14 protein-coding genes are annotated in these 22,670 nt (G+C 55.9%); 7 read left to right on the top strand and 7 right to left on the bottom strand.

Annotated elements, in window-relative coordinates; genetic code table 11:
• Positions 1-77: 77 nt before the first annotated feature.
• Both ilvN and ilvB read right to left on the bottom strand, forming a co-directional pair.
• Positions 78-590: an acetolactate synthase small subunit gene (ilvN, locus tag B4O97_RS17410; RefSeq protein WP_083052791.1), complete on the bottom strand. Its 513-nt coding sequence runs from the start codon at positions 588-590 to the stop codon at positions 78-80.
• Positions 590-2,308 carry a biosynthetic-type acetolactate synthase large subunit gene (gene ilvB / locus B4O97_RS17415; protein WP_083052792.1) on the bottom strand — a complete coding sequence of 573 codons (1,719 nt, stop codon included), beginning with the start codon at positions 2,306-2,308 and terminating at the stop codon, positions 590-592. Before ilvB ends, ilvN begins: the two co-directional genes overlap by 1 nt.
• A gap of 340 nt (positions 2,309-2,648) precedes the next feature.
• On the opposite strand from ilvB, the gene B4O97_RS17420 reads away from it, so the two are divergent.
• Both B4O97_RS17420 and B4O97_RS17425 read left to right on the top strand, forming a co-directional pair.
• Positions 2,649-3,095: a PTS sugar transporter subunit IIA gene (locus tag B4O97_RS17420; protein ID WP_083052793.1), complete on the top strand. Its 447-nt coding sequence runs from the start codon at positions 2,649-2,651 to the stop codon at positions 3,093-3,095.
• 5 nt (positions 3,096-3,100) lie between these two features.
• Positions 3,101-4,720 carry a cation:proton antiporter gene (locus B4O97_RS17425; protein ID WP_083052794.1) on the top strand — a complete coding sequence of 540 codons (1,620 nt, stop codon included), beginning with the start codon at positions 3,101-3,103 and terminating at the stop codon, positions 4,718-4,720.
• A gap of 17 nt (positions 4,721-4,737) precedes the next feature.
• Here the strand turns inward: B4O97_RS17425 and B4O97_RS17430 are convergent, their stop codons facing one another.
• The 5 genes from B4O97_RS17430 to B4O97_RS17450 form a co-directional block, all read right to left on the bottom strand.
• Positions 4,738-8,358, bottom strand: coding sequence for a [protein-PII] uridylyltransferase family protein (locus tag B4O97_RS17430; RefSeq protein WP_083052795.1), 3,621 nt, complete (start codon positions 8,356-8,358; stop codon positions 4,738-4,740).
• Positions 8,359-8,513: 155 nt separating this feature from the next.
• Entirely contained in the window at positions 8,514-9,938 is a 1,425-nt protein-coding gene (gene glnA / locus B4O97_RS17435; RefSeq protein WP_083052796.1) for a type I glutamate--ammonia ligase, read from the bottom strand.
• 105 nt (positions 9,939-10,043) lie between these two features.
• Positions 10,044-12,167, bottom strand: coding sequence for a glutamine synthetase III family protein (locus B4O97_RS17440; protein WP_269844578.1), 2,124 nt, complete (start codon positions 12,165-12,167; stop codon positions 10,044-10,046).
• Positions 12,168-12,388: 221 nt separating this feature from the next.
• Complete coding sequence (locus tag B4O97_RS17445) at positions 12,389-14,515, bottom strand: glutamine synthetase III family protein (protein WP_083052797.1); 2,127 nt, start codon at positions 14,513-14,515, stop codon at positions 12,389-12,391.
• Positions 14,516-14,628: 113 nt separating this feature from the next.
• Positions 14,629-15,546 carry a DUF2156 domain-containing protein gene (locus B4O97_RS17450; protein WP_319415291.1) on the bottom strand — a complete coding sequence of 306 codons (918 nt, stop codon included), beginning with the start codon at positions 15,544-15,546 and terminating at the stop codon, positions 14,629-14,631.
• 39 nt (positions 15,547-15,585) lie between these two features.
• Between B4O97_RS17450 and pepT the strand changes: the two genes are divergently transcribed.
• The 5 genes from pepT to B4O97_RS17480 all read left to right on the top strand — a co-directional run bounded on the left by pepT (position 15,586) and on the right by B4O97_RS17480 (position 22,668).
• Positions 15,586-16,848, top strand: a complete 1,263-nt coding sequence (gene pepT, locus B4O97_RS17455) for a peptidase T (protein ID WP_083052798.1) — start codon at positions 15,586-15,588, stop codon at positions 16,846-16,848.
• A 407-nt stretch (positions 16,849-17,255) separates the two neighbouring features.
• Positions 17,256-18,401 (top strand): FecR family protein, encoded by a 1,146-nt coding sequence (locus B4O97_RS17465; RefSeq protein ID WP_083052800.1) that lies wholly within the window; start codon positions 17,256-17,258, stop codon positions 18,399-18,401.
• 208 nt (positions 18,402-18,609) lie between these two features.
• Positions 18,610-20,448: a hypothetical protein gene (locus B4O97_RS17470; protein ID WP_083052801.1), complete on the top strand. Its 1,839-nt coding sequence runs from the start codon at positions 18,610-18,612 to the stop codon at positions 20,446-20,448.
• Positions 20,449-20,599: 151 nt separating this feature from the next.
• A complete protein-coding gene (locus tag B4O97_RS17475) occupies positions 20,600-21,211 on the top strand; it encodes a hypothetical protein (protein ID WP_083052802.1) in 612 nt (203 codons plus the stop codon).
• A 41-nt stretch (positions 21,212-21,252) separates the two neighbouring features.
• Positions 21,253-22,668, top strand: coding sequence for a hypothetical protein (locus B4O97_RS17480; RefSeq protein WP_083052803.1), 1,416 nt, complete (start codon positions 21,253-21,255; stop codon positions 22,666-22,668).
• Positions 22,669-22,670 lie beyond the last annotated feature (2 nt).

Raw genomic sequence — 22,670 nt, forward strand, 5'->3', positions numbered from 1 at the left:
TAACCTATAGCACATGTAAATTTAAAAAGGGACTGCCTACTTAATAGACAGCCCCCCGGATGAAAATGCTCAGCAGCTCAGGTGATTCTTGAACCCTTGGCCATGAGGATCTTTCCGGAGCGCACCATCTCCACGACACCGTAATGGCTGCAGATATTGTGGACCGTGTCCAGCTTTTCCGAATCCCCGGAGATCTCGAAAGTGATTGTAGAATCACTGAGATCGACGATTTCTCCGTTGAAGGCGGAGGCCACCTGGAGAATTTCCGTTCTCTTTTCAGGAGGGCACTCCAGTTTGATCAGCAGAAGTTCCTTCTGGATTACATTTTCGCTGGTATTGTCGGTGGCATGGACAACATCCACCAGTTTGTTCAGCTGCTTGAGAATCTGGTCCAGGGTTTTTGCGTCCCCGGAAGCGACGATATTCATCTGGGAGAATTTCGGATCGTGCGCACCGGATACAACCAGGCTGTCAATGTTGTAGCCACGGCGGGCGAAGACCAGGGAGACCCTTATGAGCACCCCCGGTTTGTTGGCGACATAGAGACTGATTGTATGCTGGCGATAATCCTGTTGGGCTGCTGTGCTCATTAGGTACCTCCTGTGGGTTTGGCGAGTTTGCCGGTTTTCGGCACTTCCAGCAGCATCGCGCTGTAAGGCGCACCGGAGGGAATCATGGGAAAGACGTTGTCCTCTTTTTCCACCTCTGCATCGATTACGCAGGGGCCGTCGTTGTATTCCAGGGCATTCCTGAGGACCCGGCGGACGTCCGCGGAGCGTTTAATCCGGAAGGCCTTGCATCCGTAACTCTCGGCGAGCTTTACGAAATTGGGGTTTCCTTCCATGTCTACCCCGGAAAGGCGGTTGTCGTAGAACATGTTCTGCCACTGCCGAACCATTCCCAGGTAGTTGTTGTTGATGATGAGGATCTTGAGGGGAAGCTTGTGGATGACCGCGGTGGCCAGTTCGTTCAGGGTCATCTGGAAACCGCCGTCTCCGACGATGGCAATTACGGTCTTATCCGGTTCCCCCAGGGCGGCGCCGATGGCCGCGGGAAATCCGAAACCCATGGTGCCGGCTCCACCGGAGGAAATCCACTGATAGCGGTGCTTGATCAGGTAGTACTGGGCCGCCCACATCTGGTGCTGCCCGACGTCGGTGGTGACCACCGCTTCGCCGTTGGTAAGCTTGTATATCTCGTCAATTACATGCTCCGCCTTCAGTTTGCCTTCCTTGCGGTATTTCAGGGGGAACTTGCGGCGGAAGCGGCGGATATCCTGCATCCAGGCGGAGGTGTCTCCCGGCTCGACAACAGCGGCGATGGCTTCGACAACGTGCCGGGCGTCTCCGATGATGGCGCAGTCCACGGGGACCGACTTGTTGATCTCCGAGGGATCAATATCGATGTGGATTTTTACCGCTCCTGCACAGAACTCGTCGAGTTTTCCGGTGATCCTGTCGTCCCACCGGGAACCGATGGACATGATGAGGTCGCAGTGTTCCACCGCCTTGTTGGCGTAGGCCGTACCGTGCATGCCGAGCATACCCAGGTTGAGTTCGTGGGTCTCGGGTACGCAGCCTTTGCCCAGGAGAGTGTTGACCACCGGAACCTGGAGTTTCTCCGCCAGGTAGGTAATCGCTTTACCGGCATCGGATATGACCGCGCCGTGACCGACCAGCAGAAGGGGGCGTGATGCACGGCTGAGCATCTCCGCCGCGGTTTCGATATCCTCGATGTTTCCCTCCCTGGGAATCCTGTATCCCGGAAGGTGAAAATCCTCGCTGACTGCGGGATCGATAAGGGCGCTTGAAACGTCCTTCGGCAGGTCGATAAGAACAGGGCCCGGGCGGCCGGTGACTGCCAGATGGAAAGCTTCACGGACAATCCGGGGAATGTCCTGGGGCTCCTTTATGAGATAGGAGTGTTTTACCACCGGGTAGGATATTCCCGATACGTCCGCCTCCTGAAAGGCGTCGAGCCCCAGGTTTCCCGTGAGCTGCTGACCGCAGATGATTACCATGGGAACTGAATCCATGTGGGCTGTCATGATTCCCGTAATGGTGTTTGTCGCCCCGGGACCGGAGGTGACCAGAACGACTCCTGGTTTTCCTGTGGCCCGGGCAAAACCGTCGGCCATGTGGGTGGCACCCTGCTCATGCCGGGTGAGAATCAGCTTGATCGGGGAATCCACCAGGGCATCGAATACCGGGATGGCGTTTCCACCGGGATAGCCAAAAAGGTATTCGACTCCCTGCTGCTGGATGATATCCACCAGTACTTCGGCGCCGGTACGGAGGTTCTTTGTCATATTCTGTCTCCAATGTAACTGTATTTGCTGTTATCTTCCCCTGAAGGCACGGATAACAACCGGCATTGAAGAACTATAGGCCTGTCTGTTGGGGGTTGTCAATAGAAAACTAACGAAAAAACAGCTAAGTTCAATGAAAAACATAAAAATGCTAATAAAAATAACCAATAAATAAACAAATATCGGTAAAAAGAGCCAAATACCAAATAATTTTAACTAAAATAACGATAAACAAGTAGTGATTTTCGGATTGTGCTTCAGAAAAGTAAAAATACACACCTTTCCGTTAGTCTCTGTCCTGAGTTGACAATTTTTGAAGCTGTCTCTACAGTCTTTACCCATGAACCTACGTAAAGTGTTGAGCCCCGAGCTCATCTCTCTGGGCCTGAAGGCTTCCACAAAACAGGAAGCTGTCGAAGAACTTGTCGATCTGCTTATGCAGGGAGGCAGGATTAATGACCGGGATGCCGCCCTTCAGGCAGTGCTGGAACGGGAATCCAAGATGTCCACGGGCATTCAGCACGGTGTTGCCATCCCCCACGGCAAGACCAGTGCGGTGAATGATCTTGTCGCCTGTGTGGCGGTAAAGCCCGAGGGAATTGATTTCGAATCTCTGGACGGAGAGCCGAGCACGATTTTTATCATGACTCTTTCTCCTCTGAACAAAACAGGACCCCATGTTCAGTTTCTGGCGGAGATAAGCCGTCTTTTGAAGACCGCAGAATCCCGGGAACGCATTCTGAAGGTTAGCTCAAAGCAGGAACTGCTTTCCGTTCTGCTGGAGTAAACTCTATGAACCATATTATGACTCGCCTCATGCTGCAGCTGGCGGTGGTAATCATCAGCTCCAAGATTCTGGGCCACCTGTTCTCCCGGGTTTTACGTCAGCCCCGGGTTCTTGGAGAGCTGGTTGCCGGTATGATTATCGGTCCCTATGCCCTGGGAGCGATTTCCATCCCCTTCCTGCACGGCCCCCTTTTTCCCATCTTCGACGGGGTACTGCCCATTCAGCCGGAACTCTACGGCTTTGCAGTCCACGCCTCCATAATCCTCCTGTTTCTCTCGGGACTCGAGACTGATCTACCCACCTTTCTGCGCTTTTCGGGCCTCGGGTCCGTAATAGGCATCGGAGGCGTGGTGGTCTCCTTCCTTTTCGGCGATCTGGTGGCTGTGCTGATGCTCCCGGGGGTTTCCTCCTTTACCGATCCGGCGGCCCTGTTTCTCGGGACCCTCTCGACGGCAACCTCCGTAGGTATTACCGCCAGGATTTTATCGGAAAAGCACAAGATGTCCTCCCCCGAGGGAGTCACCATCCTGGCCGCCGCGGTACTGGACGATGTTCTGGGAATTATTCTGCTGGCCGTTGTGGTGGGCATCTCGAAGGCCTCCGGCAGTGCCCCCCTGGACTGGGGAGGAATCGGGATTATCGCCGCCAAGGCCTTCGGTTTCTGGCTGGTCTGTACGGTTATCGGAATTCTGGTCGCCCCGAAGCTGACCAGGGGACTCAAGCAGTTTCAGGGCATGGATACCATCGCTGGAATAGCCTTCGGCATCGCCCTTATCCTGGCAGGCCTCTCGGAGACTGTCGGTCTTGCCATGATCATCGGGGCCTATGTGACGGGACTCTCCCTCTCCCAGACCGATATCGCCCATGAAATACGGGAGAACCTGTCGGGGCTCTACTCCTTCTTTGTACCTATCTTTTTCTGCGTCATGGGGATGATGGTGGATTTCAGCTCCCTGATTCCCGTCCTGGGTTTCGGGCTTGTCTTCTCCGCCACTGCAATTGCAGGCAAGATGATCGGCTGCGGACTGCCGAGCCTGCTGACCGGTTTCAACCTTCGAGGGGCATTCCGTATCGGTGCGGGGATGCTCCCCCGGGGAGAGGTTACCCTGATTGTCGCCGGCATAGGTCTCTCCTCGGGAGTCATCGGAAAGGACCTTTTCGGCGTGGCCATCATGACCCTCCTGGTTGCCAGCATCACCGCTCCGCCCCTGCTCATCCGCAGTTTCAACGGAGGCAGCGGATATACCAGGCGCAGAAGAGGAGAAAAACCCGAGGCTCCCCAGCAGTCCTTTGATCTTGAGTTTCCTTCCCAGCGTATGACCGATTTTATCCGCCAGGAGATGCTCAAGGCCTTCAAGGATGAGGAGTTCTTTATCCACCGGGTGGATTCCTCCCAGGACCGGCTGTATCACATACGCAAGGATGAGATCCTGATCACCCTGGTACAGAAGGACAATACCATCTCCGTCAGGACCGCCCCTGAACACGAGCAGCTCGTCCGGCTTCTGCTTCTCGAGGAGGTCCTGGAGTTAAAGGATCTTCTCAAATCCATGGAGAGCATGAAGGACCCGGATAAGATGGGGGCGAACCTGCTGATGGGACTCTTTTCGGAAGAGGGCGTTTGACTGGAGCCTTCAGGTTCTCATTCGCAGGCGGAGAAATACTCCTCCTGCAGACGGATCACCAGATTACTCAGGGCATCAAGCTGCTGCAGGAATTCCCCCCCCGGAAGCCCGACGCAGCGCTGTGACAGTGCTTCAAGCTGTTCCGGGTCCCGGGGCAGGGTGTGGATCTGCCGGTCCTCGTAGAGCTGCAGAAAATGTTCAATACGCCTGAAAAAGCGGTAAGCCTCGTTCAGGCTTCTCAGGTCCCGGGGCTTCATTATCTCCATCTCCCCCAGAAGAGCCAGGGTTTGCAGGGTATTCCCGCAGACAAGACCGGGATGCTCCGGTCCCTGTATCAGCTGCAGCCCCTGTACGAGGAATTCGATATCCCGGATACCCCCGGGGCCGTTCTTTATCTCCCGTAAACCCCGCTGAAGGTCCCTGTTTGTACGCAGGGCCGACTGCCGGTTATTCCTGATGGCAGTAATAATTTCCTTCGCTTCCCGCCGTTCCAGAAGGAGGGGCCGCAGACGATCTTCGAAAGCAGCAAGGGTACGGGGATCGGGATCAAGAAGCCGGAGTTTCAACAGGGCCTGCAGTTCCCAGGGGGCTGCCGTGTTCCGGTAATATTCTTCCAGAGCGGCAAGACTGACGGTAAGATCCCCGGAACGGCCGAAGGGCCGCAGACGGTAGTCCACCCGGTATCCTGCACCCACAGGGGAAGAAACCGCCAGAAGCTCCCGTGTGCGTTCCATCAGTTTACGCCCCTCTTCCTTGTCCAGGCCCCGATTCTCCGGACTCTCCCGGAGAATACCGATAAGGTCCAGATCGGAAGAGTAGTTCAGCTCCAGTCCTCCCAGTTTTCCGAAGGCCGCGATTACTACCGGAACCGTGCCTTTTCCCCCTGTCTCAAGCCATGCGTAGTTCAGGGCTTCCCTGATCTGGCTCTCCGCTGTGAGGGACAGTTCCAGGGTGATCTCCTCCAGGGGGGCCCCGTAGCAGATGTCCCGGGTCCCGATACGCAGAATCTCCCGTTTCTTTGTCCAGCGCAGGGCCGCGATAAAACGTTTTCTGTAGGGGGCCTTTTCCGTTTCCGCCGCCAGGCGCCGGCGGAACTCATCGCGGGTGAAGGGACGATGGATAAGAGCGGGATCAGTGATCTCGTTAAAGAGATCCGGTTCCCGGGCGAGGATATCGCTAAGGAACTGACTGCCGGAAAAAAGCCGCATCAGCAGGTTAATCCGGGTGGGCTGGGAAAGCATCTGCGCCGTAAGTTCCCCGCCGTTTCTGGCGGCGGCTGCAAAGCGTTCCCAGTTGTTCAAGGCCATATCCGGATCGCTCCGTCGCATCAGCTCCTGGACGGCCAGGATCGCGACGGAAACAAAGGCTTCCCGGTTCCCGGATTCCCGGGCGAGACTCTCGAAATTATGGATTCCCCGTTTCGGATTCTTGAAACCGTAGCGCCGGAGAATCTCTGTTCTCAATTCCAGGGATCTCTCCGGAAAGAGAATAAGGTCGGCAACGGTCTCTGTCCCCCGGAAGGGAAGGGCCTCTCGTCCCAGATAATGTTCAACAAAACCACGTACCCTGGCGGTGCGTTCCTCGAATTCAGTCTTGAGCTGTTCCCCGGGAAGCATATCCTGCTTTCCCTTGTAGCCCATTCGCCGGGCAAGATGGGTATACTCGTCGGATTCAAAATCGGGGAGGTAAAGGTCCCGGGCGGAACCCCGGAGCATGCGCAGGGCATTGATAAGGCGCCGCAGAAAACGGTAGGCCCAGATTATCTCCTGGGCCTCGGTGGACAGGATAATCCCAAGACGGGACAGCTCCTCCAGGGCCTGGTGAATGCTGGGGGTACGGAGACTCAGGTACTCCCTGCCGTGTTCCGCCTGAAGGATCTGGACGGTATACTCCACGTCCACCAGAGCGCCGGTTGAAAACTTGGCATTGAAGCTTCCCGGTCTGTTTTTTTCCTCCAGCTGCCGCTGACGCAGGTTTCGCAGTTCCTTCAGGTCAAGGGAACCGTCGACGTAGAGAATCTCGTCCCGGATTATTTCAACGCGCCGGCCAAGCTCCCCGTCGCCGGCTACTCTCCTCAGGCGCACCAGGGCCAGGCGTTCAAAGGAACGGGCTGTTTCGCGGTAATAGGATGTAAAGCGTTCAAGGCTCGATGCGTGAGGGCCGGCGCTCCCGTGGGGCCTCAGGCGCAGATCCACACGGAAAATCCCCTCCTGTTTTGTCCGGATGATCCCGGCGGCCTCCTTGACCAGACGGTCGAAGAACTCCGGGTTGGGAATCTGCTGCTCCCCGTCGGTAGTGCCGTTATCGGAGTAGACGCAGATCAGCTCGATGTCCGAGGCATAACCCAGGGCCTGGCCCCCGAATTTCCCCAGACCCAGAACAGCCCAGGGTACCTCAAGTCCGGCGACGGTACGGGGTCTGCCGTAGCGATTCTTCAGCTCTTCCTCCGCCAGCATGAAGGCGGTGGAGACAACGGCTTCCGCCAGACGGGTCAGATGGTGGCTGAAGCGTAGAAAATCTTCCTCGGGGGCGAGGATCTGCCGCAGATCGAGCTTGAAGATTTCATCATCCTTGAACCTGTTCAGACCCTCGATCTTTTCCTCATACCCGGACAACCTGGACAGGGCGACCTGAAGCCGGTATTCAAAATCTTCCCGGCTTACGGGTGCCTCGAAAATCGCTCCCGATGTTCGCGGAGCAGCACCCAGAAGAGGTATGATGTTTTCGTACTGCAGACGGATAAAATCCTCCCACAGAAAATCGCTCATACCCAGCAGCTTTGCCAGTTCCCTGAGAACTTCCGGGTTGTCCAGCAGGTCCTTCCACTGTTCCTGGTCCGGGGAGCGGGAGAGTTCTTCCAGCAGGGACTCAAAGCGGGTTATCGCGGCATAGGGAGACGGCGCCTCCCCGAGAAAAAAGGTGAACTGCTTCGTCAGAAGAATCGAGAAGCGCAGCAGATTCAGGGCCTTCTGGTCATCGATCTTTTTTCCTTCCATGTCCAGAAGACCGATGCGGTCATGGATTCTTCCGCTGACGGTGTTTATCTCCACCCGTTCCACCGACAGTCCCTGGAGGGTCAGGGCGGTGGCCACTGAATAGAGGAAGAAGGGGCTGTCCTGGGCAGTCAGTTCTATCCAGGTGTAATCGGGAAGGTCCTTGTGCAGTACCAGGTCCACCGGCAGCAGGGTCGTTTTCCCGGCGCTTTCCAGTCGTGCCACAGCCGCTGCAACCCACTCGTTCACTCTTCTCCGGGCCGCTGCCGCCCGGTCCGGTCCTGTGCTGCTCAGCAGGGGAGGAATCAGCTCGGCAAGACGTTCGTTAACCCGTTTCTGAAAAGAGGAGGACGTTTCATCTCTGCCGATTCTGCCGGAAAAACTGTCCATGATCCCCCGGCCAGGAAGGGGAGGGGTTTTCTTCCTCCTTCCAGGAGCGGATGATTCCGGCAGAACAAGGGTGTTTATCCGGGCGGAGGAAATCTCCATGCCCAGGGAAGAGAGAACCCCGGTCAAAAGCGAGAAGATGGAGGGGAGGTCGTAGGTGGCGATGCTGACCTCGAGTATTCCGGATACGGCATCCCGGGTTTCGGTAATGAATGGGTCTGAGGGACTAAGTGCTCTAATCAGTCGTTCGCCGGTCACTGTGAATACCTCTGTGCCGCAGGCGCAGCATGCATTATTCCATGTAGTCGATTGTAGCCCCGGTTTCAACCCGGTGAAAAGCGGGAAGAATAAAAAAAGTTCCGCCCTCTCCCCCGGAGGTAAGGAAAGAGGGCGGAATATGATGGAGTCTATCCTTAAATATCGTAGTACAGGGCAAACTCCCAGGGATGGGGCCGGAGATCAAGGGCCTTGACCTCATGTTCCATCTTGTAATCGATCCATGTGTCCACCACATCCTGGGTAAAGACGTCCCCTTTGAGCAGGAACTCATGATCCGCCTCCAGGGCTTCCAGGGCTGCCCGCAGGGATCCGGGAGTTTTGGGAACCATGGCAAGTTCCTCAGGGGGCAGATCGTAGATGTCCTTGTCCAGGGGGCTGCCGGGATCGATCTTGTTCGCGATACCATCGATGGCGGCCATGCACATGGCGGAAAATGCAAGGTAAGGATTGCTGGAAGGATCGGGGCAGCGGAATTCGAAGCGTTTGGCTTTCTCGGAGGAGGAGTACATGGGAATCCTCACCGAGGCTGAGCGGTTCCGGCTTGAGTAGGCCAGGTTGACCGGCGCTTCGAAGCCGGGGACGAGCCTCTTGTAGCTGTTGGTGGTGGGATTCGTAAAGGCCAGCAGCGCAGGAGCGTGCTTCAGAATGCCCCCGATGGCCCACATGGCTTCCTGGGAGAGCCCCGCATAGCCGTCGCCGGCAAAGAGGTTTTTGCCGCTCTTCCAGAAGGACATATGCACATGCATACCCGACCCGTTGTCGTTGAACAGGGGCTTCGGCATGAAGGTCACCGTCCGGTTGTACTTCTTGGCGGTGTTCTTGATGATGTACTTGTACTTGAGGACGTTGTCCGCCATCTCCACCAGGGGAGCAAAGCGCATATCGATTTCGCACTGTCCCCCCGTGGCTACCTCGTGGTGCTGGGCTTCGATGGGGATTCCGATTCTCTCCATGACCAGCATCATTTCGCTGCGGATATCCTGCAGACTGTCCGTCGGCGGTACGGGAAAGTATCCCTCCTTGTACCTCGGCTTGTAGGCCAGGTTGGGATTTTCAATGCGTCCGGTATTCCAGCGTCCCTCGATGGAGTTCAGGTGGTAATACCCTTCGTGTTCATTCTGGTCAAAGCGGACGTCATCGAAGATGAAGAATTCCGCTTCGGGACCGATAAACACCGTATCCGCAATCCCGGAGGCCTGCAGATACGAAACGGTTTTACGGGCGATATTCCGGGGATCCTTGGGGTAATCCTCGCCGGTAATGGGATCGCAGATGTTGCATACCATGACCAGGGTTTTGTGCTGAAAGAACGGATCGATAAAGGCGGAGTCGGCCACCGGTTTGACCAGCATGTCCGATTCGTTTATCGCCTGCCAGCCCCGGATACTGGAGCCGTCGAATCCGAGGCCCTCGGTAAAGGTCTCCTCGTCGATTTCATGGGCGGGTACGGAAAAGTGCTGCCACAGTCCCGGGAAATCCATGAAACGGAGGTCCACCACTTCAACGCTTTCCCGTTTCATAAGATCCAGCACGTCTTTCGGGGTCTTGATTTCATTCATACTACTTCCTCCTGGGGTAATAGTGTTTGCAACAGGCCGCTCATTACGCGGCGAATATTTACAGGGGGCCCGTCAAGGGCGCCCCGTATTGCCTGATAACTGTTTTTATAGCCTGAATAGAAGGTCCTCATAGGTCGGGAAGGGCCAGTAGTTCCTGGCGACCATGGTTTCCAGGGCGTCTCCGTGGGATCTGACTTCCTGCATTTTCTCGAAGACCCTGAATCTGAAGGCTTTGCCCATCTCGAAGGGATCGGAACCCCCTTTGGCAGTCTCAATCTCCTTTTCCAGCTCATCGGTTCTGCTCTTCAGGCCCCGAATTTCCGTCGAGATCTTCTTGAGAACCTCGGCCTGGGCTGATGCGTCTCCGCCGGCGTTTTTAATGGCAGCTGCCGAATCGGCCAGAACCTTCGCATAGGCGGTCGCCGCCGGAAAGATCTGCAGGTTGGACATCTGGACCATGATGCTGGCTTCTATGTTGAGCTGCATGCAGTATTTTTCCAGATAGACCTCATAACGTGATTCCAGCTCTTCCCTGGTAAATACCTTGTGTTTTTCAAACAGGGCGACGGATTCCGGAGAAATCAGCTCCGCGATGGCCTCTACGGTGGTCTTGATGTTGGGCAGACCCCGTTTTTCGGCTTCGGCAATCCATTCGTCGGAGTATCCGTTGCCGTTGAATATGACCCGCTTGTGGTCTTTCCAGGTCTTTTTTACCAGTTTCTGGATTACGGCGATTTTGTCCTCTCCCTTCTCCAGCTCATCCGCGAACTCCGCAAGGACCTCCGCCACCGCTGTATTCAGAACCACATTGGGACCGGCGATCGACTCCGAGGAGGGGACCATCCGGAACTCGAATTTATTGCCGGTAAAGGCAAAGGGGCTTGTCCGGTTACGGTCGGTTATGTCCTTGGGAAGCTTCGGCAGGGTGCTTACGCCGAGTTCGATTTTTTCTCCCCCGTTGCGTTCAGAGGGACTGCCTCCTGCGAGTTTTTCCAGGATGTTCTGAAGCTGATCTCCCAGAAAGATCGAGATGATGGCGGGAGGAGCTTCGTTGGCACCCAGGCGGTGATCGTTGCCGGCGTTGGATGCTGCCATGCGGAGAATCTTCGCGTACTTGTCCACCGCCTTTATGGTGGCCGCCACAAAGAGCATGAACTGTGCGTTGTCCTGGGGATTGTCTCCCGGTTCAAGAAGGTTCTGTCCGTCATCTGTTCCGATGGACCAGTTGTTGTGCTTGCCCGATCCGTTTACCCCCGCATAGGGTTTCTCGTGAAGCAGGCAGACCAGCTTATGCCGGCTGGCAACCTTCTTCATGGTTTCCATAACTAGCTGGTTTGTATCGGTGGCGACGTTGGAGGAGTTGAAGATGGTTGCCAGTTCAAACTGACTTGGAGCGACCTCGTTATGCTGGGTTTTGGCGGAAATTCCGAGTTTCCAGAGTTCAAAATTCAGCTCCCGCATGAAGTCTGCCACCCGCTCCTTGATGGAGCCGAAGTAGTGGTCGTCCATCTCCTGTCCCTTGGCGGGCATGGAGCCGAAGACGGTCCTCCCGGTAAGCATCAGGTCTGGGCGCCTGTTGAAGTACTCCGCGTCCACAAGGAAGTATTCCTGCTCCGGTCCGACGGTGGTAATGGCCCGTTTGCTGGTTTCATTTCCCAAAGCCCGGAGAACCCTGATGGTCTGCCGGTTGATCGCCTCCATGGAGCGCAGAAGGGGAACCTTCTTGTCCAGGGCCTCGCCGTGGTAGGAGATAAAGGCAGTGGGGATATAGAGGGTAACGCCGGTATTGTCCTCCTTCAGAAAGGCGGGGGAGGTGGTATCCCAGGCGGTATAACCCCGGGCTTCAAAGGTGGCCCGAAGTCCTCCGGAGGGAAAACTCGAGGCGTCCGGTTCGCCCTGTATCAGTTCCTTGCCGGAGAATTCCATAATGACCCTTCCCTCCGGCGTGGGAGAAATAAAGGAGTCATGCTTTTCTGCTGTCAGACCTGTGAGAGGCTGAAACCAGTGGGTATAGTGGGTTGCCCCTTTTTCTATGGCCCAGTCCTTCATGGCGTTTGCGACAACCTCGGCCACTTCAAGGCTGAGTTCGGCTTCGCCTGCCTGAACCTGTTTCACACTTTTATAGATGCTCTTGGGAACCCGTTCCCGCATAACCGCGTCATTGAAACAATTACAGCCGTACAGTTCGGTCAGGGGGTTGCTGGTAAAATCAATCTGCGTGCGCTCCACGTTACGCTCCTTGGTGAATTATTACGTAAATAAAATTGCAATATTCATGCCATGTATGGGGCCGTGGATCTAAATGTTTTCAGGATGGTAAGTTATGAAATTGCGCTTAAAAGGGGACGAAAAAAGAGCCTCCGTATTTGCCACGAAAATGTAGGCAAAAAAAACCGGAGCCACCAAAAGGTAGCATCCGGTCGTTTCTGCGATACCGTCTGGGTTCGTCTCTACAAACGGAAAAGGAGCTCCTCGTAGGAGGGAAAGGGCCACAATTCCCGGGGAACAAGGGATTCCAGCCTGTCCGCGTGGACCCTGAGTTCCTGCATGGCGGGAAAAACAAACTCGTGACAGGCCCTGGCGTTCGCCCCGTATTCAGCGATTCCGTGAGCCCTGGCAAGGGCCGCAGCCAGTTTGTCGCAGCAGGATTTCAGGGCGCAGGTTTCGTCGTTGATGTCCGTCAGCAGCGCGAGGTGTTCTTTCGTATCCAGGGAGGCGGAAACGCTCTGCAGGGCGCTGATGCTTCCGGAAAGGCGCCGGATGTACTCCATCGCGGCAGGATATATCTCGGTACGGGCCATCTCCAGGGAGATACTGCCCTCGATATTGATCTGCTTCGCGTAGCGTTCAAGATAAATTTCACAGCGGGAATGAAGCTCCTCGGACCTGAATACACCATGCCTGGTGAAAAGCTCTATGGACGCATTGCTTACAAGCTCGGGGATTGCATCCACGGTGGCGGTAATGTTGGGCAGACCCCGCCGGACGGCTTCGGCGACCCACTCTTCGCTGTAGCCGTTGCCGTTGAAGATTATCCTCTTGTGCCGGCGATAAGTTTCGGCTATCAGGAATGAGACCTTCTTCTGGGGGTCCTCCGACTGCTCCAGTTCGTCTGCAAAGCGCCGCAGGATTTCCGCCATGGCCGTGTTCAGTACCACGTTTGGTCCGGCCACCGATTCGGATGACGGTACCATCCGGAATTCGAACTTGTTGCCGGTGAAGGCGAAGGGGCTTGTTCTGTTCCGGTCGGTAAGGTCCCGGGGAAGCTTCGGGAGGGCCGCCACGCCTGTTTCCAGAAGGGTCAGAATATCCTTCTGTTTTTTCCTGGAATCATCCGCCAGCTCCTCCAGCACCTCCGTGAGCTGGTCTCCCAGAAAGATGGAGATGATCGCCGGGGGGGCTTCGTTCGCTCCCAGACGGTGGTCGTTGCCGGCATTGGCGGCTGACATGCGCAGTATCGGGGCGTACTCATCCACAGCCCGGATGGCAGCGGCCAGAAAGAGCAGAAACCGTGCATTCTGGCGGGGATTGTCCCCGGGTTCCAGCAGATTGATACCGTCATCCGTGGCTATGGACCAGTTGTTGTGTTTTCCCGATCCGTTTACCCCGGCAAAGGGTTTTTCGTGGAGCAGGGCAACCAGGTTGTGCCGCAGGGCGACCCGTCCCAGGGTCTCCATAACCAGCTGATTGGTATCGGACGCCACGTTGGAGGTATCGAAGATACAGGCTATTTCGAACTGATTCGGCGCCACCTCGTTGTGCTGGGTCTTGGCGGATATTCCAAGCTTCCAGAGTTCAAGGTTGAGTTCCCGCATAAAGGCGGAGACCCGTTCCTTCAGGGCGCCGAAGTAATGGTCTTCCATCTCCTGTCCCTTGGCGGGAAGGCAGCCGAAGACCGTTCGTCCGGTGAGCATCAGGTCTGAGCGCCTGTCGGCGTAGCGCCTGTCCACGAGGAAGTATTCCTGTTCCGCCCCCACCGTGGTTATGATCCGTGTGCTGCTGGTGTTCCCCAGGATCCGGAGTATCCTCATGGCCTGTCTGTTGATGGCCTCCATGGAGCGCAGCAGGGGCACCTTCTTGTCCAGGGCCTCGCCGTGGTAGGAGACAAAGGCAGTGGGAATGTAGAGGGTGACTCCCGTACTGTCCTCTTTCAGAAAGGCGGGCGATGTGGTGTCCCAGGCGGTGTAGCCCCGGGCTTCAAAAGTGGCCCGAAGTCCTCCGGAGGGAAAACTCGATGCGTCGGGTTCACCCTTGATCAACTCCTTGCCGGAAAACTCCATCATGACCCGTCCGTCCCCGATGGGGGAGATAAAGGAGTCGTGCTTTTCCGCTGTCAGACCCGTGAGGGGCTGAAACCAGTGGGTATAGTGGGTCGCACCCCGTTCTATGGCCCAGTCCTTCATGGCGTTCGCCACAACCTCGGCAACTTCCAGGGTGAGTTCCGCCTTGCCTTCCTGAACATCCTTGATGGCTTTATAGATGCTCCTGGGCAGACGCTGCTTCATGACGGCATCGCTGAAGGCGTTTATTCCGTATAACTCAGGTATCGCTTTTTCCGACAAATCCGGAGGGGTCATATATCTGCTCCTTTGTATTGTGAATATACCCCGGATTTTCCCTCAATGTTAATACATGACGGGTATGGGAGCCCTGCAGGACACAGGGCTCGGGGGTTTTGAGGGATCCGGGTCTATTCCTGGGGACAGGGGCAGGACGGATCGATATAAACCCGGAACTTCTTGACAAATCCCGTTGGCCGATACGTCATCTTCGCCTGCCGGAGCCCCGGATCTCCCAGGTCCTGTTCCCGGTTGATGAAGGAAATGCTGTTGGGAAGAATGGAGGCGAAGGCCTTGTTTATAAACTGGTATATGCCTTTGTAGTTACCTACGGCTTTTTCGAAATGCACCACGAAACCTTTTCCCCGGGCGATGGGTTCCCCCAGAACGTAGGCCGCGGGGACACCGTCCACATAGTAGAGATATCCGCAGAGGTCCAGAACCTCCTTCAGTTCCAGCGCCTCGATGGCCGCTTCGGTGTCTCCGGGATCATCCTTTCCTTCCGCCCACTGCCTGGCGACGGAGAAGGCGTCCTGAATATTTTCAGGATCGATTCTGACTTCGGAATACTCATAATTGTTCAGGAACTGTTTTACCAGGTTTCTTTTCTTGTGGTATTTCTTTCCCGGAAGATGGGCCAGATCCTTTGTGAGGTAGAGGTAGTCAAAATTGTCCCGGTCTTCGATAACGCAAAAGCCTTTTCGTTCCAGATCGATCTGTCCGGCCACGGCGTAGGGCTCTGCCAGGTTTTTCAGGTACATGTGTTCGGAAAACAGGCTGATCAGGGTCTCATCGTCCGGGAGTCCGAAGGGGAGCATAGCGAAGTTCTCGCCGTCCTTTGTTCCCGAAATCACGATTCCACCGTCGTCGAAGCGGCTCAGCCGATAGTTATAGGTTTTACGGAAAAGGAACAGATTTGCAAAGGTAAACTCCGAGATGCCGAACTTGATGGATGATAATCGGGGATGAAGCTCATCCCGCATCTCGAGATCTACTGGTGCGAATTCAGGATAGCCGGGTATCTGCATGGCATCAATATAGATAATCACCTACTAAAAAGCAACTGATCATGATATACTCGCTTCACAATGAAACAGACTGAACGGATTCTTCCGGAAAAACTTCTCGAACGCTTTATTCGTTATGCAAAAATCTGGACTACCTCGGATCCCCACAGCGCAGACTCTCCAACCACTGAAAGGCAGTGGGAACTTCTTCGCTTACTCTCAGCTGAACTGGAGGATCTCGGGGTTCCCGCTGAACTGGATGAAAACGGTTTTCTTATCGGCCGACTGCCTGCCCGGGGGGTCGGTCCTCAGGTTCCCACCGTCGGTTTCATGGCCCATGTGGATACTTCTCCGGATGTCTCCGGCGAGGGGGTGAGTCCCAGGATACATCGGAGATGGCAGGGAGATGCGATTGTACTCAGGGATGATGTGGTTCTGGACCCGGTACAGATGCCGGAGCTGGCTGCACGGAAGGGAGATACGATCATCACCTCCGATGGTACAACCCTGCTTGGGGCTGACGACAAGGCGGGGATCGCCGAGATAATGGCGGCGGTGGAGTATCTGCAGTCCAATCCGGACCTTCCCCACGGCCCTCTGGAAATCATCTTTACCCCCGACGAAGAAACCGGCAAGGGGATGGACCGTTTTCCCCTGGAGAGGATCCAGAGCCGCTGCTGCTATACCCTGGACGGCGATGAGCTGGGAACCCTCGAAGCGGAATGTTTCAATGCCTACCGGGCGGACATCGGCTTTTTCGGCGTATCCGCCCATCCGGGACGTGCCAGGGGCAGGCTGATCAACGCCATAAGCATGCTGGGGAGCTTCCTGGAGATGCTGCCGGGCAGTGAGAGTCCCGAGGCCACCGACGGCCGTTACGGATTCTATCATAGTGTGGAAGTCTCGGGGCATACGGAAAAGGCGGAGCTGACCCTGATCCTGAGGGATTTTGAACGGAACGAGGTAGAGCGCCGGGTAAAGGCCCTGCAGGCTTTCGCCTCCGCCGTCGAGGCCGCCTATCCCGGAGGAAAGGTAAAAGTCTCGTGGGTAAAACAGTATTTGAACATGCGGGAAGCCTTCAGCGAAGATCCCCTGGTCGTAGAACTTGCTCAGAAGGCGATTGCATCCCTGGGAATCAGCCCGGTACTGACCTCCATCCGCGGAGGAACCGACGGCGCCCGGCTCTCGGAACTTGGAATCCCCTCCCCGAATCTCTTCGCCGGGGGCCATAACTTTCACAGCCTTACCGAATGGGCATCCCTGGAGGTTATGACCTGTGCCGCCGAAACTGTACTTGCCCTGGCCCTCTTATGGGGGGAATTTGAAAGCCCGGCCCCAGCGTGATAAAATTCAGCTGAGGGACGGCTTGGCCGGCCCCGAACGAGGCAGAGCGGAGTCGAAGGACATGAGTCCTTCGGCGACCGAGAAAAGCGAAGGGACGGCTTTGCCGACCCTGAACGAGGCAGAGCGGAGTCGAAGGGCGAAAAGACCGACGGCGACCGAGAAAAGTGAAGGGACGGCTTTGCCGGTCCTGAACGAAGCAGAGCGGAGTCGAAGGACATGAGTCCTTCGGCGACCGAGAAAAGCGAAGGGACGGCTTTGCCGACCCTGAACGAAGCAGATCGGAGTCGAAGGCCATGAGTCCTTCGGCGACCGAGAAAAGCGAAGGGACGGCTTTGCCGGCCCTGAACGAGGCAGAGCGGAGTCGAAGGACTTGAGTCCTTCGGCGACCGAGAATAAGGAGACAGGTAATGAAGTCTTTCTCTGGTGTTCCGAGGAAAAACGCAGCTTTTTTTGTAGTGGTACTCCTGCTTTGCATAAGTCCCCTTCTGGTCTTCGCCCAGGAGGTCGGCAGAATCGAGTACCTGGACGGGATTGTGGATATTCACCGGGGGGGCGAGATCGTCGAACTTTTTCCTTCAGATATCGGGTTTTCCCTGGAAGCCCTTGATACCATTCAGACGGGCCCGGACGGTACGGTACAGTTCTCCATCTCGACCCAGAAACGCCGGGGAACCAGCGTAAGCGTGGGCAACAATACCACCTTTCTGGTGGAGGCCAGCCTGGACCCCGGAGGAACAAAGACAAGAATCGAGGTCTTTACCGGTTCTCTGAGTCTCAAGGTGGCCCGGCTGACCGGCCGGGAGGAACTCTCCGTCAGAACAGAGAGCGCCGTAATGGGAGTACGGGGAACGGAATTCGAGGTTATCACCGCTCCCGACGGCGGCGTGCTCGTGCTCTGTGAGGACGGCAGCGTAAGCTGTCAGGACCAGAATCAGCGGGAGATGATCGCAGTTCCCGGTACCGGGGTAGAGAAGGTCCCCGGACAGAGCATCAGTTCCGTGAACGTTGATCCTGAAGAGTACGGGGATTTCAGACAAAAATGGCGGGAAACCAGGATGGAGATCTTTCGTTCCGGGGCCCCGGTTTTTTTTCGTGCCTACATTCAGCAGTTCCGGCGGACTGAACCCCGATTTTCAGAGGCCTACGCCGAGCTGGAAGGCTTCGATACCAGGCTGAAAGACTATGCCCGCCGCAGCAGTGAAGGGCCTTCATCCATCGGAAGCGGAGAGCTTTACCGCTTTCGGGCCGAAATTTCCCCCTCCCTTGCCCGGATGCGCAGTATTATCCCCCTGTACCGGCAGACCTTCTTCCGTCTTGCAGAGCTGTTGCGCTATTATCAGGAATCCGGTATCGCCGGGGATGAGGTCATCGACGGCGTGAAGGTATCGAATTTCTTCAGGAATTTTCAGCAGAGTCTGCGCGGGGAGAGACTGCGGATCGCCCGGGTGGAAAACTGGTTCAAGCTCTATCGGGGCCTCGGCGGCGAAGGACAGGAGAGCCTGATGGATGAATTTTTCGGTCCCGGAGAGGGCAGCCTGCTGGATGAATTTTAATCCTCGTCCTGAGATAGGGACACCACTGAAAACTACTCTTTTCCCCATATCCGGCGTCGTCAGGATTTCCCGCGGTCCTCAACTCTTGTTTCCACAAGAGTTTGCGGGCGCTACAAAATCTTTCCTCCTTGACTGTGGAAAATATACCACGTTTTTTGAAGTGCCCGTAGTATATTTACAGAAGGGATAGAGGGGATCCTTCGGAATCATGAAAGAGCGTCTAAAACCTGCAGGCGTATTCTCTATTGTCCTGACCCTGATGTTTGTCGTCCTCCTTTGCGGATGCGGTGAATCGGGGCTGATGGATATATATGCCGTTTCCAGCGCTGTCCGGCTCAGTACGATACCCGCAGGTTCGGTGATAAATCCCGGAGATCAGATTCCCCTTTCCCTGACAGTGGATTCAGGTTCCGCATTGCCGGAGATTCTGGGGGTACGGATTTACCGGGACGGGAATTCCCTTGTTTCAACCATGGACCACGAGGTGGAATCCTCGATAGTACTGGTTGAGACTGATGATCTGGTTCCGGGCTTTTACAGGATCACTGCGTTTTCCGGAATTTCAGAGGATCCTGAAACAGAGCTGGAACTTCCCTTTTTTATCTCCTCCGGTGCAGGCGGCATACAACGGATAAGTGCTTATCCTTCCACGGTACTTCCCGGGGAGGGGATGGTGTTGTTTGCAGACCTGGCTGAGGCCCCGGCGGATGATCCGTATATCCGTTGGAAAGCGGGCGGACGGACAATTGGCGCCGGACGCGTGGCCGAGGGAGCCCAGCTGGCAAACTGGCAGGTGCCGGAAACACCGGGAATCTACCCGGTTACTGCGGAGTACTTTCCCTTTCCTCCCCCGGGAAACGGAGATTTTCCCTTTGCGGGAGCTGAAAAGCGCAGTGAGGCTTTCGTCTCCACGGAACAGCGCACGCCCCGGGGCGAGCTGGGGCCCGCTGAATCCTACAGTTCCCTGTTCCATTTTCGGGGAACCTTTCAGTCCAACGGGTTTTCAGTGCTGCCGGATCCCCGTATCCAGGGCAGTCCGGTACTTGCCCTGGAGGATGAAATATTCGGGTACAGCTTCTCGGAAAAGGACGTCCTTGCCTTCGATACCAGCCTGATTCCCGTCAGGAACGGAAGCCCCGAAGCCTTCGTTCTGGAGATGAAGGGAATCTTTTCCCGGAACGGTCCTATCCTTTCCATCCGGGACCAGCGTGACGTTCAGGTATTGTCCCTTCAGCGGAGCGATGAGGGTTTTCTCCTGGCGGGGGGCAATTTTCAGATCTCCCTGTCTCTTCCTCCGAGTTTTACCCTGAGGGAAACCGGTTCGCCACTCTACCTTGCGATTGCTGTCGAGCCCGGATCACCATCGGGACGGCTTCGCTGGTATGTTGACGGGGTGTACCAGGGGAGCGCCGTACTGCCCGGTATCCCTGGGTTTTCCGGAACAGGATTCAGTACTCTCATCGGGGGCGGTTTTCACGGACTCCTCGATGAGCTGGGAATCCGGAGCCTGGAAGCGGCCCGGGACGGAGGAATTTTCGGCTTCGCCATGCGGGAGCGCTATGGCAGATCTCTGGTGCTGGCTGAAGGATTTGATGCTCCCTGGCCCGATGAACTTCTTCTGCCGGGAAGCACCGGTCGCGGTGAAGGCAGTGAGGAGAGTGTACTGCTCATTGAAAAAGGCGGAAAGGCGGGTTTTGCTGTCCCCCTGCAGGGGATAGAAGGAAGGATAATCCTCACCTTTAAGGAGCCGGCGGCCGGGGCCGCAGTACGATTCAGGCTCGGCGGGGAGGAGTCCGACACCGCAAACCTGATCACCAGGGCCGACGGAAGGGCGACCCTGTTTATTCTCCGCAGGGAGCGAAACCTTCGCATCAGTCAGAACGAAAATCTCCTTGCCTCCTTTTCCGCTGATGAAAGCGGTGGGGACCTTCAGCTCTGGATAGAGGCTGCGGATGAATCCCTCCGGCTGGATTCGATTCTGGTGAGCAGGGGGGAGGAGCGTTTACGCGTGCAGGCCCCCGGAGCGGAGGCTTCTCCTGAGGTCTGAGTGTTCTGATATAAACAGAAGCCTGATCCTCCTTGCGGTAATATTTCTCTTTCTGCTGACAAATTCTTCTTTTGCGGCTGAAAAAGAGGGAGAGTCTCCTGTTGTCCTTCAGGTCCGGGAAGCGTCGATTGTTTTTTCTGTTGCCCCGGGTATGGATCTGAAACCGGGGGATGAATTAACCGGCACTTCGAAAAACGGGGAGCCGCTGCTTGTAAGGATTACGGAACGGTATCCGGAAGCCGGGATCGCCCGGATCATCTACGGCAACCCGCAGATTGAGGACGTCCTGGCTGTCCGTCCGGCCCTGGGGCTGGATGTACAGGGATATCTAGGCGGAACAATCACCTTTTCCGGGACTTTTAAAACAGTTCCGGGTATACGGATTATCGGGATCCGGGGCTTCTCCGGATTGTTCCCCGTCGTCGGGATTGAATTTCCTCTCTCCTCCGCTGGTCCCGAGGGGGTCCCGCTTTTTCCCTATGCGGGAATGCAGCTGCAGTGGGACATCGGAAGGTTCCAGATACTGCCTTCCGGAGTTCTCGGGTTGGGAATTTATCTTCCCCCCGGCGGCGACGGCTCGTATTCCGCGGATTACCTGGGAGGGATCGGCGAGATCGGTATAAGCTGGCTTGTTCACGATTCCTGGAGAATTCTGCTGGGGCTGGGTTACAGCTCCTGGGTGGGAAGGTCCGGGCTTGAAGAGGACGATCGTTACGGTTATAACGGAATAACCCTGAGAGGGGGATTAGTCTGGAAGATGTAATACTGTGAGCGCTGCTCGCATCAAGGAGTTCTGAATATACAATGGCGCCTGGAAAATTCGTATCGCGGCAGGTGTTGCCGGTTCTGGCAACGGTTTTTATCCTCTCCTGTACAAGCCTTGAGCAAAGTGCTCCACCGATTCCCGGGGAAGAACATACGGCGGTTTCACGAGAAATCCCTGCCCCTCTGGTCTTTGGACGGGGCCTGGGTGCGACCGGAGAAGAAGCCGTGGATGCTGCCCTGCGGGACGGCGCGCGTAAAGTCGCGGAAGCCCTTCTTGGGCCGGGAGCTGCCTTGAATAACCAGGACCTCCTGGACCGGCTCTTTTCTTCATCCATTTATACTGTCAGGGAAGCATATTACGGGGACAGCATTGAAATTCTGGGTACCGAAAAGTCGGCAGAATCTGAGGACACCGGCGCAGTTGTCCGTGGAAGAGTCAATGTTTCCGTCCTCATCAGCAGAATGCGAGAGGCGGGAATCCCGGAAAATCTGCTTCCCGAAAATCCTGAATCCGTCGGGCTCGCCGATGAAGCTGTACCCGGGTATGCAGACGCCTACCTTACAGGCAGGGCGGAGCTGCAGAAAACTGAACCCGATCCCTTGGTTCAGGGTGTACACGAAACTGCCGCCCTTGATATCGAAGACCTGGGGAGACTTAAGCTCAATGAAACCGAAAAAGAGCGGCTCGCCAGGTTTCTGAGCAGTCTCAGTTTCATGATACTTTCATCCCCCTCGGGTGAAGAGGACAGTTTCTACAGGCGGGAAGCTGCCTTCGAGTTATCCAGAGTCCTGAGCCGCTACGGTTATACCTGTCATTATCCCGATCAGGTTGATGGTATTCTTGCCGGACAGCAGGAGACCTACCGTGAAGAAACAGGAGGAGACATCCCGCTGCTGCAGTGGACGGCAAAAAAGCTCGGGGCAGATATCTACGCCCAGGTGAATACGCAGACGGATGTACGCCGGGATTCCGGGGGATTTTACGCAAGTGCTTCCGTCAGAATCGATCTGCTGGATACCCGGAGCTGGGAAAAGGCCGCTTCCATCACCTCCCGGGAGTCGCCCCCCGCCTTCAGCAGCGTCTCGGAACAGGAAGCCGTCAGTTTCGCCCTGCGGAGTGTAATGCTTGAACTGGCCCCTGATGTTGTCTCTTCAGCCAGAGAGGCCTACAGCGGCACTCTGATAAAAGGTCTTCCCTACGAACTGATTCTGCTGAGTCCGCCTGAACAGGGAGAATTGAAGCGGTTTCTGGATTTGCTGGAAGATGAAGTCCGCAGAATCCGCAGGATCTCCTCTTCTTCTGAAGAAGAGAGGTTCGAATTGAGGTTTCTCGGCAGCCTGGAAGAGCTGGAATCTCTGCTCTACGATGTTGCCGGGAGTATCGATGGCATGGAGGATTTCTCACCTGCCTATCAACGGGGAAACACTCTCGCTTTTTATACCGGACTCTTCTGATT

The organism is Marispirochaeta aestuarii (genome assembly GCF_002087085.1).
Classification (GTDB): domain Bacteria; phylum Spirochaetota; class Spirochaetia; order JC444; family Marispirochaetaceae; genus Marispirochaeta; species Marispirochaeta aestuarii.